A 12,741-nucleotide genomic window follows, 5' to 3' on the forward strand; every position below is an offset into this window, starting at 1 on the left:
TGTGATCGCCCTCTCTCTCGCCGAGATCGCAGCAGTCGTCGGCGGGCAGACGTATGACATACCGGATCCGTCGGTACAAGTCACCGGACCGGTCGTCAGAGACTCCCGTGAGGTGGAGTCCGGCAGTCTCTTCGTCGCCTTCGTGGGCGAGCGTGTGGACGGCCACGACTACGCCGAGGCGGTGATCGAGGCGGGCGCGGTCGCCGTACTGGCGTCGCGCCCTGTCGGCGTGCCCGCGATCGTCGTCGCGGACGTACAGACGGCTCTCGGCGCCCTCGCCCGTCATGTCGTCGAACGGCTCGGCGCGACCCTCGTGGCCCTCACCGGCTCCGCGGGCAAGACCAGCACCAAGGACCTGATCGCGCAGGTGCTGCGCAGCAAGGCGCCGACCGTGTTCACGCCCGGATCGTTGAACAATGAGATCGGGCTGCCGCTCACCGCGCTCAGCGCCACCGAGGAGACGAAGTTCCTCGTGCTGGAGATGGGCGCCCGCGGCCTCGGCCACATCAGCTACCTCACGGATCTGACGCCCCCGAAGATCGGCCTCGTCCTCAACGTCGGCACCGCCCACATCGGCGAGTTCGGCGGCCGCGAACAGATCGCGCGAGCAAAGGGCGAGCTCGTCGAGAGCCTCCCGGAGGACGGCGCCGCGGTCCTCAACGCCGACGATCCCCTCGTACGCGCCATGGCATCTCGTACCAAGGCGCGCGTGATCCTCTTCGGAGAGTCCGACGAAGCGGACGTACGCGCCGAGAACGTCCGTCTCACGGAGAGTGGACAGCCCGCCTTCAGCCTTCGCACACCCTCCGGGTGCAGTGACGTGACCATGCGCCTGTACGGTGAGCACCACGTGTCGAACGCGCTCGCCGCGGCCGCCGTCGCCCATGAGCTGGGCATGTCCGCAGACGAGATCGCCCGCGCGCTCTCCGAGGCGGGCTCCCTCTCCCGCTGGCGGATGGAGGTCACTGAGCGCCCGGACGGCGTGACAGTCGTCAACGACGCCTACAACGCGAACCCCGAGTCCATGCGAGCCGCCCTGCGCGCGCTCGCGGCAATGGGCAAAGCCTCACAGGCACAAGGGGGCCGTACGTGGGCGGTGCTCGGTCAGATGGCCGAGCTCGGGGACGAGGCGCTCGCCGAGCACGACGCGGTCGGACGGCTCGCCGTCCGGCTCAACGTCAGCAAGCTCGTCGCGGTCGGGGGCAGGGAAGCGTCCTGGCTGCAACTGGGCGCATATAACGAGGGTTCGTGGGGTGAGGAGTCGGTGCACGTGTCCGACGCACAGGCGGCTGTCGACCTGTTGCGCAGTGAACTGCGCCCGGGGGACGTCGTACTCGTGAAGGCGTCCAGGTCGGTCGGGCTCGAACGGGTGGCCCTGGCGCTGCTCGACAGCGGTGTTGAGGGTGAGGTTTCCGCCCGATGATGAAGCAGATCCTGTTCGCAGGAGTCATTGGTCTGTTCCTGACCCTGGTCGGCACTCCGCTGCTGATCAAGCTGCTCGCCCGCAAGGGCTACGGTCAGTACATCCGTGACGACGGGCCGAAGGAGCACCACAGCAAGCGCGGTACGCCGACGATGGGTGGTATCGCCTTCATCCTGGCGACGATCATCGCGTACTTCCTGTCCAAGGTGATCACGGGTTACGCGCCGACCTTCTCGGGTCTGCTGGTGCTCGGCCTGATGGCCGGCATGGGCCTGGTCGGCTTCCTGGACGACTACATCAAGATCGTCAAGCGGCGCTCGCTCGGCCTGCGGGCCAAGGCGAAGATGGCCGGACAGCTGACCGTCGGTATCGCCTTCGCGGTCCTGGCCCTGCAGTTCGCCGACAACCGCAACAACACGCCGGCCTCCACGAAGCTCTCCTTCGTGCAGGACTTCGGCTGGTCCATCGGCCCGGTGCTCTTCGTCGTCTGGGCACTGTTCATGATCCTCGCCATGTCGAACGGCGTGAACCTGACCGACGGTCTGGACGGCCTCGCCACCGGCGCCGCGACCATGGTGTTCGGTGCCTACACCTTCATCGGTGTCTGGCAGTTCCAGGAGTCCTGCGCCAACGCGCAGACCCTCACCAACCCGGCCGCCTGCTACGAGGTACGCGATCCACTCGACCTCGCGGTCGTCGCCTCCGCCCTGATGGGCGCCTGCTTCGGCTTCCTGTGGTGGAACACCTCGCCGGCCAAGATCTTCATGGGCGACACCGGTTCACTGGCCCTCGGCGGCGCGCTCGCCGGCCTCGCGATCTGCTCCCGCACGGAGCTGCTGGTCGCGCTCCTCGGCGGTCTCTTCGTCCTGATCACCATGTCGGTCGTCATCCAGGTCGGCTCGTTCCGGATGACCGGCAAGCGCGTCTTCCGTATGGCGCCACTTCAGCACCACTTCGAACTCAAGGGGTGGTCCGAAGTCCTTGTGGTGGTCCGCTTCTGGATCATTCAGGGCATGTGCGTCATCGTGGGTCTGGGGCTCTTCTACGCAGGATGGGCAGCCAAGAAGTGACCGACTGGCAGGGCAAGAACGTCACCGTCGCCGGGCTCGGCGTCTCCGGAATCCCGGCGGCCAAGGTGCTGCACGGCCTCGGCGCGGTCGTCACGGTCGTCAACGACGGCGACGACGAGCGCTCCCGTGCGCAGGCCGCGGACCTGGAGGCGCTCGGCGTCACCGTGCGCCTCGGTGACGGCGCGACCCTGCCCGAGGGCACCGAGCTCATCGTCACCGCGCCCGGCTGGAAGCCGGACAAGCCGCTGTTCGCCGCGGCCGCCGAGGCAGGCGTCCCGGTCTGGGGCGACGTCGAGCTGGCCTGGCGGCTCAGGGGCCCCGATGCGGCCCCCTGGCTCGCCGTCACCGGCACCAACGGCAAGACCACGACCGTCCAGATGCTCGCCTCGATCCTCAAGGCGGCGGGCCTGCGCACGGCGGCGGTCGGCAACATCGGCGTCTCACTGCTGGACGCGGTCCTCGGCGAGGAGACGTACGACGTCCTCGCCGTCGAACTCTCCAGCTACCAGCTGCACTGGGCGCCCTCACTGCGCGCGCACTCCGCGACCGTACTGAACCTGGCGCCCGACCATCTCGACTGGCACGGCTCGATGGAGGCGTACGCCGCCGACAAGGGCCGTATCTACGAAGGCAATCGGGTCGCCTGTGTCTACAACGTGGCCGACAAGGCCACCGAGGACCTGGTGCGCGAGGCGGACGTCGAGGAGGGCTGCCGGGCGGTCGGCTTCACGCTCGGCACTCCCGGGCCGTCTCAACTCGGCGTCGTGGAAGGCATCCTGGTCGACCGCGCCTTCGTGGAGGACCGGCACAAGAACGCCCAGGAGCTGGCGGAGGTCTCCGACGTCCGGCCGCCCGCCCCGCACAACATCGCCAACGCCCTTGCGGCGGCGGCCCTGGCGCGCGCCTTCGGGGTGCCTGCCCGGGCCGTACGCGACGGTCTGCGGGCCTTCCGGCCCGACGCCCACCGCATCGCGCACGTCGCAGATGTGGACGAAGTCGCGTACATCGACGACTCCAAGGCCACCAACACGCATGCCGCGGAAGCCTCTTTGGCGGCCTACGAGTCGATCGTGTGGATCGCGGGCGGGCTCGCCAAGGGTGCGACCTTCGACGAGCTGGTCACCAAGTCGGCAAAGCGACTTCGGGGTGTTGTCCTGATCGGCGCCGATCGCGCGCTGATCGGCGAAGCGCTCGCGCGACACGCCCCGGAGGTACCGGTCGTCGACCTCGACCGGACCGACACTGGGGCGATGCTCGCGGCGGTTCAGGAGGCGCGGGGGCTCGCTCACGCCGGTGACACGGTGCTGTTGGCTCCGGCCTGCGCCTCGATGGACATGTTCGCCAACTACAACAAGCGCGGTGACGCTTTCGCGGAGGCGGTTCGCGAGATCGGCGCCGTCGACGGCTGACCCGGGTCCGCCTTGCCTGGCGGCGCCGGGCACACCTGGGAGGGAACGCGTGACACGGATGTGGCTGGGGTCCAAGCGTCCGACCGCCGGTGGCACGGCGCTGTACCAGCCCGTCCCTCCGCCGGCGCCTGAGCGGCCCGGGAGGACCGCAGGCGGGCCACCCTCCCTCAGCGGTAGCGGCACCGTCGGCCACGGCGGGCGGAGCCGCTGATGGCCGGCAGCCGCACCGGCCGCCCCCCGGTCCAGCGGACCACGAGGCGGCCCGCTTCTCCCCGCCCCCCTCGCGACAACCCCGTACGCCTGCTCTACACGCGCGCCCGCAAGGCCTGGGACCGGCCGCTGACCGCGTACTACCTGATCCTCGGCGGCAGCCTGCTGATCACCGTGCTCGGGCTGGTGATGGTGTACTCGGCGTCGCAGATCACGGCGCTCCAGCTGTCGCTGCCCGGGTCGTACTTCTTCCGCAAGCAGTTCCTGGCCGCCTCGATCGGCGGCGTGCTGCTGCTCGTCGCCTCGCGGATGCCGGTGAAGCTGCACCGGGCGCTGGCGTACCCGATGCTGGCCGGATCGGTCTTCCTGATGATCCTGGTGCAGGTGCCCGGGATAGGAGTCGCGATCAACGGCAACCAGAACTGGATCTCCCTAGGCGGCTCCTTTCAGATCCAGCCGAGCGAGTTCGGCAAGCTCGCCCTGGTGCTGTGGGGCGCCGACCTGATCGCGCGCAAGGAGGACAAGCGGCTGCTCACGCAGTGGAAGCACATGCTGGTGCCGCTGGTCCCGGTGACGTTCATGCTGCTCGGGCTGATCATGATCGGCGGCGACATGGGAACGGCGATCATCCTCACCGCGATCCTGTTCGGGCTGCTGTGGCTGGCGGGCGCTCCGACCCGGCTGTTCGTGGGCGTGCTGTCGATCGCGGCCACCCTCGGTGTGATCCTCATCAAGACCAGCCCGAACCGTATGGCCCGGTTCTCCTGCATCGGCGCCACCGAACCCGGCACGGGCGCCACCTCGTGCTGGCAGGCCGTGCACGGTATCTACGCGCTCGCCTCCGGCGGGCTGTTCGGTTCCGGACTCGGTGCGAGTGTGGAGAAATGGGGCCAACTGCCCGAAGCCCACACCGACTTCATCTTCGCCGTCACCGGTGAGGAACTGGGCCTCGCGGGGACGCTGTCGGTGCTCGCCCTCTTCGCGGCTCTAGGCTATGCGGGTATCCGCGTGGCCGGACGCACGGAGGACCCCTTCGTGAGGTATGCCGCGGGAGGCGTGACCACCTGGATCACGGCCCAGGCCGTGATCAACATCGGTGCGGTGCTCGGTCTGCTGCCGATCGCCGGTGTCCCGCTCCCGCTGTTCTCCTACGGGGGTTCCGCCCTGCTGCCGACCATGTTCGCCATCGGGCTGCTGATCGCCTTCGCACGCGACGACCCCGCTGCGCGGGCGGCGCTCGCGTTGCGGCAACCTCGCTTTGGCAGAAAGCGGGCTGCGGTGAGAGGCTCCGCGGGGGCCGCGGGGCCTCGGAGATGGAACACGATGCGACGGCGCGCCGCGGCGCGTTCGTCCGGAGAGCGGTGAATTTCGGTGCATGTCGTACTCGCCGGCGGGGGGACCGCCGGCCACATCGAGCCCGCGCTCGCCCTCGCGGACGCCCTGCGGAGGCAGGACCCGACCGTGGGGATCACGGCCCTGGGCACGGAACGCGGGCTTGAGACCCGGCTCGTACCCGAGCGCGGTTACGAACTCGCGCTGATCCCCGCCGTCCCGCTGCCGCGCAAGCCCACGCCCGAGCTGATCACCGTCCCCGGGCGGCTGCGCGGCACGATCAAGGCGGCCGAGCAGATCCTGGAGCGCACCAAGGCGGACGCGGTCGTCGGCTTCGGCGGCTATGTGGCCCTGCCCGCCTATCTCGCGGCCAAGCGGCTCGGCGTGCCGATCGTCATCCACGAGGCCAACGCCCGTCCGGGGCTCGCCAACAAGATCGGTTCCCGGTACGCGGCGCAGGTCGCCGTCGCGACCCCGGACAACAAGCTGCGCGGCGCCCGCTACATCGGCATCCCGCTGCGCCGCTCGATCGCCACCCTCGACCGGGCCGCCGTACGCCCCGAGGCGCGCGCCGCGTTCGGGCTCGACCCCGCGCTGCCGACCCTGCTGGTGTCCGGCGGCTCGCAGGGCGCCCGGCGCCTCAACGAGGTGGTCCAGCAGGCGGCTCCGTACCTCCAGCAGGCGGGCATCCAGATCCTGCACGCGGTCGGCCCGAAGAACGAACTGCCGCAGGTGCATCAGATGCCGGGGATGCCCCCGTACATCCCGGTACCGTACGTGGACCGGATGGACCTCGCGTACGCCGCGGCCGACATGATGCTCTGCCGCGCGGGCGCGATGACCGTCGCCGAGCTCTCCGCCGTCGGGCTCCCCGCCGCCTATGTCCCGCTGCCCATCGGCAACGGCGAACAGCGGCTGAACGCCCAGCCGGTGGTCAAGGCCGGCGGCGGACTGCTGGTCGACGACGCGGAACTGACGCCCCAGTGGGTGCAGCAGAACGTGCTGCCCGTGCTCGCCGACCCGCACCGGCTGTACGAGATGTCCCGCGCCGCCAGCGAGTTCGGCCGCCGGGACGCCGACGACCTGCTCGTCGGCATGGTGTACGAGGCGATCGCCTCTCGCCACCGCTGAGGACGTGTGAGGGAAGGCAGGGAGCGTGGCCGGACCGACGACCGCCGATCGCGGCGAACGGCAGAAGCTGGAGTCCGGCCCGCCCCGGCCGCCCCGTCTCGGGCGGCTGCGTCGCCCTCGTACGCTCATCATCCTTTTGCTTGCCGCGGTGTTGGCCGGGGCCGCTTCGGTCTGGGTCCTGTACGGCTCCCAATGGCTGCGCGTGGAGCACGTATCGGCTTCCGGGATGCGGGTGCTGACGGCCGAGCAGGTGCGGAAAGCGGCCGATGTTCCGGTCGGATCCCCGCTGATTTCCGTCGATACCGATGCTATTGAGGCACGGCTGCGCCGGAAATTGCCCCGAATTGACTCGGTTGATGTCGTCCGTTCCTGGCCGCATGGAATCGGACTGAAAGTGACCGAACGCACTCCGGTCCTGATGGTGGAAAAAGGCGCGAAGTTCATCGAAGTGGACGCCAAGGGCGTGCGATTCGCTACGGTTTCTGATGCTCCGAAGGGCGTTCCCGCACTGGAATTGACGGTGTCCCGGTCGGCGGGGCTGCGCCGTTTCGGCACCGACCGGCTGGTGCGCGAGGCGGTGCGGGTCGCCGGTGACATTCCGGCCGCCGTCGCCCGTGACACTCGTACCCTCAAGGTCCGTTCATACGACTCCATCTCGCTGGAGTTGAAGGGCGGCCGCACGGTCGAGTGGGGCAGCGGCGAGAAGGGCCGCGCGAAGGCCAGGACGCTCACCGCTCTCCTGAAAGCCGCTCCCAAGGCCCGGCACTTCGACGTGAGCGCTCCCACCGCCCCTGCGTCATCGGGGAGTTGACGCACATCCGCGCAGGCCAGCACCCTGGTTGGGCAGTGCTACGCCTGATCACATAGGGTGAAAAGAAAAACGGGAGGTTCGGCGTGTTCGTTGAACGTGCGCCACTTGTCGACTTAGTGTCCTGTTCGGAAGAGTCCAAGGAACAGACACACTGGTAACCCTAAACTTCAGCGTTAGGGTTCGGGTCGGCGTTCGGACCGTCCCATTCGGCATCAGTCGTCGGATCGCGAGCGTGCGAGGCGACGACACGTAACTCGAGGCGAGAGGCCTTCGACGTGGCAGCACCGCAGAACTACCTCGCAGTCATCAAAGTCATCGGTGTCGGCGGCGGTGGTGTCAATGCCATCAACCGGATGATCGAGGTCGGTCTCAAGGGCGTCGAGTTCATCGCCATCAACACCGACGCGCAGGCGCTGTTGATGAGCGACGCCGACGTCAAGCTCGACGTCGGCCGCGAACTCACCCGCGGACTCGGCGCCGGAGCCAACCCGGCCGTCGGCCGCAAGGCGGCCGAGGACCACCGCGAGGAGATCGAGGAGGTCCTCAAGGGGGCCGACATGGTCTTCGTGACGGCCGGCGAGGGCGGCGGCACCGGCACCGGCGGCGCGCCCGTCGTGGCCAACATCGCCCGCTCGCTCGGCGCCCTCACCATCGGCGTGGTCACCCGCCCGTTCACCTTCGAGGGACGGCGCAGGGCCAACCAGGCGGAGGACGGCATCGCCGAACTCCGCGAAGAGGTCGACACCCTCATCGTCATCCCGAACGACCGGCTGCTGTCCATCTCGGACCGCCAGGTCTCGGTCCTCGACGCCTTCAAGTCGGCGGACCAGGTCCTGCTCTCCGGTGTTCAGGGCATCACCGACCTCATCACCACCCCCGGCCTGATCAACCTCGACTTCGCCGACGTCAAGTCCGTGATGTCCGAGGCGGGTTCGGCCCTTATGGGCATCGGTTCGGCCCGCGGCGACGACCGCGCGGTGGCGGCGGCCGAGATGGCGATCTCCTCGCCGCTCCTGGAAGCCTCCATCGACGGCGCCCGCGGCGTCCTGCTCTCCATCTCCGGCGGCTCCGACCTCGGCCTGTTCGAGATCAACGAAGCCGCCCAGCTGGTGAGCGAGGCCGCGCACCCCGAGGCCAACATCATCTTCGGCGCGGTCATCGACGACGCCCTCGGCGACGAGGTGCGGGTCACCGTCATCGCCGCCGGCTTCGACGGCGGCCAGCCGCCGGCCAAGCGGGACACCGTTCTCGGCGCGTCCTCGGCCAGGCGCGAGGAGCCCACGCCGGTACGGTCCTCCGACAGCCGCCCGTCCTTCGGCTCGCTCGGCAGCGTCACGCCGAAGGAGGCCCCGGAGCCCGCTCCGGAGCCGGTGAACGAACTGCCCGTCTCCCCGCCGGTCCCGCCGTCCCGCTCCTACTCGGACAGCGCGGCCGAAGAGCTGGACGTGCCGGACTTCCTGAAGTGATAGGACAGCGCTCCGAAACGAGCACCGTGAGCGGCGCGCACTTCGCCTTCACCGACCGGTGGGGCGGGGTGAGCGCCGTTCCGTACGAGGAGCTCAACCTCGGCGGAGCGGTCGGCGACGACCCCGACGCCGTACGGACCAATCGTGAACTGGCCGCCAAGTCGCTCGGACTGGATCCGGCCCAGGTCGTCTGGATGAACCAGGTGCACGGGCCGGATGTGGCGGCGGTCGACGGGCCGTGGCTCTCTTCGGAGATTCCGTCCGTCGACGCGATCGTCACGGTGCGGCGGGGGCTCGCCCTCGCCGTTCTCACCGCCGACTGCACGCCGGTCCTGCTGGCCGACCCGGTCGCCGGGGTCGTGGCCGCCGCCCACGCGGGACGGCCCGGCATGATCGCCGGGGTCGTCCCCGCCGCCGTACGGGCCATGGTGGAACTCGGCGCCGAGCCCGCCCGGATCGTCGCCCGCACCGGCCCCGCGGTGTGCGGGCGGTGCTACGAAGTGCCGGAACAGATGCGCGCCGATGTCGCCGCCGTCGAGCCCGCGGCGTACGCCGAAACCAGTTGGGGCACGCCCGCGGTCGATGTGACCGCCGGAGTGCACGCACAGCTGGAAAGGCTCGGGGTGCGCGACCGGGAGCAGTCGCCGGTGTGCACGCGCGAGTCGCAGGACCACTTCTCGTACCGACGGGACCGCACGACCGGGCGGCTCGCGGGCTATGTCTGGCTGGACTGATGGGGCATGACGGACCGTAAGGCTCAACTCGCCGAAAACCTGGCGAAAGTGGAAGAGCGCATCGCGGCGGCGTGCACGGCCGCCGGGCGCAAGCGTGAAGAGGTGACCCTGATCGTGGTCACCAAGACCTATCCCGCGAGCGATGTGCGGATGCTGTCGGAGCTCGGTGTACGTCATGTCGCCGAGAACCGGGACCAGGACGCTGCGCCCAAGGCCGCGGAATGCTCAGATCTGCCCCTCTCGTGGCATTTTGTCGGTCAGTTGCAGACCAACAAGGTGCGTTCTGTGGTGGGTTACGCGGATTTCGTGCAGTCCGTCGATCGTTCCAAGCTCGTCACGGCTCTGTCGAAGGAGGCGGTGCGGACGGAGCGCGAGGTGGGCTGCCTCGTTCAGGTCGCGCTGGACGCGGAGGAGAGCGGGAGAGGGGAGCGGGGTGGCGTAGGGCCCGGCGGAATCGAAGAGTTGGGCGACCTCGTCGCGCGGGCTCCGGGGCTCCGGCTCGACGGACTGATGACCGTCGCGCCGCTCACCGGACCGTACGCGGGGCGCCAACAGGCGGCGTTCGAGCGGCTGATGGATTTGTCGACTGTCCTGCGCCGCGCTCATCCGGCTGCGAACATGGTCTCTGCAGGGATGAGCTCGGACCTCGAACAGGCCGTGGCGGCCGGGGCGACACATGTACGCGTCGGTACTGCGGTACTCGGAGTCCGACCCAGGCTCGGGTAACGTCGCCAAGAAGTCGGACCACAGCAGAAAATATGGTCATTACCGCCGATTGGCGGGCATAACGACCTCGTGGATCGCGGGCACTTGGCAATTCGTCAGCCGATCCACCACAGAGCGGAGGACTCAGAGCATGGCCGGCGCGATGCGCAAGATGGCGGTCTACCTCGGCCTCGTGGAGGACGATGGGTACGACGGCAGGGGATTCGACCCCGACGACGACTTCGAGCCCGAGCTTGACCCGGAGCCCGAGCGTGACCGTCGGCGGCATGAGCCGTCGCACCAGTCACATCAGGCACATCTGTCCCAACGGGACGAATCGGTACGAGTGGTGCAGCCTCCGGCGCCGCGCGATCCCGTGCCGCATTCCGCTTCGCTCGGCGCGGAATCCGGGCGTCCGGCGCGAATCGCCCCCGTGGCGTCCATCACACAAGAACGTCAAAGCCTGGAGAAGAACGCCCCGGTGATCATGCCCAAGGTCGTGTCGGAACGAGAGCCGTACCGGATCACCACACTGCACCCCCGGACCTACAACGAGGCCCGTACCATCGGGGAACACTTCCGTGAGGGCACCCCGGTGATCATGAATCTGACTGAGATGGATGACACAGATGCGAAGCGACTTGTCGACTTTGCGGCCGGTTTGGTGTTTGGTCTCCACGGCAGCATCGAGCGGGTGACGCAGAAGGTGTTCCTGTTGTCGCCTGCTAACGTCGATGTCACGGCGGAGGACAAGGCCCGCATCGCAGAGGGCGGGTTCTTCAACCAGAGCTGAGACGCAGGACCGGAATCAAGGCACGGAAACAGGGGAGAGGGAAGCACGGATCATGAGCGTGGTCGGGCAGGTTCTCTACATCGCGCTGATGTGTTTCCTCATCGTGCTGATCTTCCGGTTGGTCATGGACTACGTCTTCCAGTTCGCCCGCTCATGGCAACCCGGCAAGGCGATGGTGGTCGTTCTTGAGGCCACCTACACTGTCACCGATCCACCGCTCAAGCTTCTGCGGCGGTTCATCCCGCCGTTGCGTCTCGGGGGCGTGGCGCTCGACCTGTCCTTCTTCGTACTGATGATCATCGTCTACATCCTGATCTCCGTCGTGAGCCGGCTGTGAACGATACGGTCTTGCCGAATGCCGACGACTACGTTGAGGTGAAGAGATGCCGTTGACCCCCGAGGACGTGCGGAACAAGCAGTTCACGACCGTCCGCCTCCGAGAAGGCTATGACGAGGACGAGGTCGATGCCTTCCTCGATGAGGTCGAAGCCGAACTGACTCGCTTGCTCCGCGAAAACGAGGACCTGCGCGCCAAACTGGCGGCGGCCACGCGCGCGGCTGCGCAGAACCAGCAGCAGGGCATGCGCAAGCCCCCCGAGCAGCAGGACCAGCAGCAGGGCCCGCCGCAGGGCATGCGCGGTCCGGGCGCTCCCGTGCCCGCCGGGATATCGGGCCCGCCGCAGCAGCAGATGGGTGGCCCCATGGGCGGCCCGCCGCAGCTGCCTAGCGGCGCACCGCAGCTGCCCGCCGGCCCCAGCGGTCAGGGTGGCCCGCAGGGCCAGGGTCCGATGGGGCAGGGTCCCATGGGACAGGGCCCGATGGGTCAGGGTCCGATGGGGCAGGGTCCCATGGGCGGCCCCGGCCAGCAGATGCAGCCGCAGATGCAGCAGCAGATGGGTGGCCCGATGGGCGGTCCCATGGGTGGCCCCATGGGCGGTCACGGCCCGCAGATGCCGCAGCAGGGTCCCGGTGGCGACAGCGCCGCCCGTGTCCTCTCGCTGGCCCAGCAGACCGCCGACCAGGCGATCGCCGAGGCCCGTTCCGAGGCCAACAAGATCGTCGGCGAGGCCCGCAGCCGCGCCGAGGGTCTGGAGCGCGACGCCCGTGCCAAGGCCGACGCCCTTGAGCGGGACGCGCAGGAGAAGCACCGCGTCGCGATGGGCTCCCTGGAGTCCGCTCGCGCCACGCTGGAGCGCAAGGTCGAGGACCTGCGCGGCTTCGAGCGCGAGTACCGCACGCGGCTGAAGTCCTACCTGGAGTCGCAGCTGCGCCAGCTGGAGACGCAGGCGGACGACTCGCTCGCCCCGCCGCGTACCCCGGCCACGGCGTCCCTGCCGTCGCCCTCCGCGCCCTCGATGGCCCCGGCCGGCGCGAGCGCGCCGTCGTACGGCGGCAATCAGGGCATGGGTGCCCCGGCACCGGCCGCGCCCTCCTACGGCGGGCAGCAGCAGATGTCCCCGGCGATGACCCAGCCGATGGCTCCGGTGCGGCCGCAGGGGCCGTCGCCGATGCAGCAGGCGCCCTCGCCGATGCGTGGGTTCCTCATCGACGAGGACGACAACTGACGGCCTTTAGTACGCCTTAGGCGTCGGCAGCGTTCAGGGCGGAGCCCCGGATTTTTCCGGGGCTCCGCCCTTTTGTTCTGTTCCCGTGAGTC

Annotated in this window: 12 protein-coding genes; all 12 read left to right on the forward strand. The window is 69.0% G+C overall.

Annotated elements, in window-relative coordinates:
• Window position 1: 1 nt before the first annotated feature.
• Window positions 2-1,423: a UDP-N-acetylmuramoyl-tripeptide--D-alanyl-D-alanine ligase gene (locus tag OIC96_RS35430; RefSeq protein ID WP_330303927.1), complete on the forward strand. Its 1,422-nt coding sequence runs from the start codon at window positions 2-4 to the stop codon at window positions 1,421-1,423.
• Window positions 1,420-2,493: a phospho-N-acetylmuramoyl-pentapeptide-transferase gene (gene mraY / locus OIC96_RS35435; RefSeq protein ID WP_330303926.1), complete on the forward strand. Its 1,074-nt coding sequence runs from the start codon at window positions 1,420-1,422 to the stop codon at window positions 2,491-2,493. Before OIC96_RS35430 ends, mraY begins: the two co-directional genes overlap by 4 nt.
• Window positions 2,475-3,902 (forward strand): UDP-N-acetylmuramoyl-L-alanine--D-glutamate ligase, encoded by a 1,428-nt coding sequence (gene murD, locus OIC96_RS35440; RefSeq protein WP_330303925.1) that lies wholly within the window; start codon window positions 2,475-2,477, stop codon window positions 3,900-3,902. Before mraY ends, murD begins: the two co-directional genes overlap by 19 nt.
• A 210-nt stretch (window positions 3,903-4,112) precedes the next feature.
• Entirely contained in the window at window positions 4,113-5,477 is a 1,365-nt protein-coding gene (gene ftsW / locus OIC96_RS35445; protein WP_330303924.1) for a putative lipid II flippase FtsW, read from the forward strand.
• A 6-nt stretch (window positions 5,478-5,483) separates the two neighbouring features.
• Window positions 5,484-6,575 carry an undecaprenyldiphospho-muramoylpentapeptide beta-N-acetylglucosaminyltransferase gene (murG, locus tag OIC96_RS35450; RefSeq protein ID WP_330303923.1) on the forward strand — a complete coding sequence of 364 codons (1,092 nt, stop codon included), beginning with the start codon at window positions 5,484-5,486 and terminating at the stop codon, window positions 6,573-6,575.
• 25 nt (window positions 6,576-6,600) lie between these two features.
• Window positions 6,601-7,386: a cell division protein FtsQ/DivIB gene (locus OIC96_RS35455; RefSeq protein ID WP_330303922.1), complete on the forward strand. Its 786-nt coding sequence runs from the start codon at window positions 6,601-6,603 to the stop codon at window positions 7,384-7,386.
• A gap of 275 nt (window positions 7,387-7,661) precedes the next feature.
• Window positions 7,662-8,852, forward strand: coding sequence for a cell division protein FtsZ (gene ftsZ, locus OIC96_RS35460; RefSeq protein ID WP_330303921.1), 1,191 nt, complete (start codon window positions 7,662-7,664; stop codon window positions 8,850-8,852).
• On the forward strand, window positions 8,849-9,586 hold the full coding sequence (gene pgeF, locus OIC96_RS35465; protein ID WP_330303920.1) for a peptidoglycan editing factor PgeF: 738 nt from the start codon (window positions 8,849-8,851) through the stop codon (window positions 9,584-9,586). Before ftsZ ends, pgeF begins: the two co-directional genes overlap by 4 nt.
• Window positions 9,587-9,592: 6 nt before the next feature.
• Window positions 9,593-10,312, forward strand: coding sequence for a YggS family pyridoxal phosphate-dependent enzyme (locus OIC96_RS35470; protein WP_330303919.1), 720 nt, complete (start codon window positions 9,593-9,595; stop codon window positions 10,310-10,312).
• 130 nt (window positions 10,313-10,442) lie between these two features.
• Window positions 10,443-11,084 carry a cell division protein SepF gene (locus tag OIC96_RS35475; RefSeq protein ID WP_330303918.1) on the forward strand — a complete coding sequence of 214 codons (642 nt, stop codon included), beginning with the start codon at window positions 10,443-10,445 and terminating at the stop codon, window positions 11,082-11,084.
• A 52-nt stretch (window positions 11,085-11,136) separates the two neighbouring features.
• The gene (locus OIC96_RS35480; RefSeq protein ID WP_028803186.1) at window positions 11,137-11,421 is read left to right on the forward strand and encodes a YggT family protein; all 285 of its coding nucleotides are present in this window, start codon (window positions 11,137-11,139) and stop codon (window positions 11,419-11,421) included.
• 46 nt (window positions 11,422-11,467) lie between these two features.
• Window positions 11,468-12,649, forward strand: a complete 1,182-nt coding sequence (locus OIC96_RS35485; protein ID WP_330303917.1) for a DivIVA domain-containing protein — start codon at window positions 11,468-11,470, stop codon at window positions 12,647-12,649.
• Window positions 12,650-12,741 lie beyond the last annotated feature (92 nt).

This window comes from Streptomyces sp. NBC_00775, assembly GCF_036347135.1.
In the GTDB taxonomy this organism is placed as follows: domain Bacteria; phylum Actinomycetota; class Actinomycetes; order Streptomycetales; family Streptomycetaceae; genus Streptomyces; species Streptomyces lutosisoli.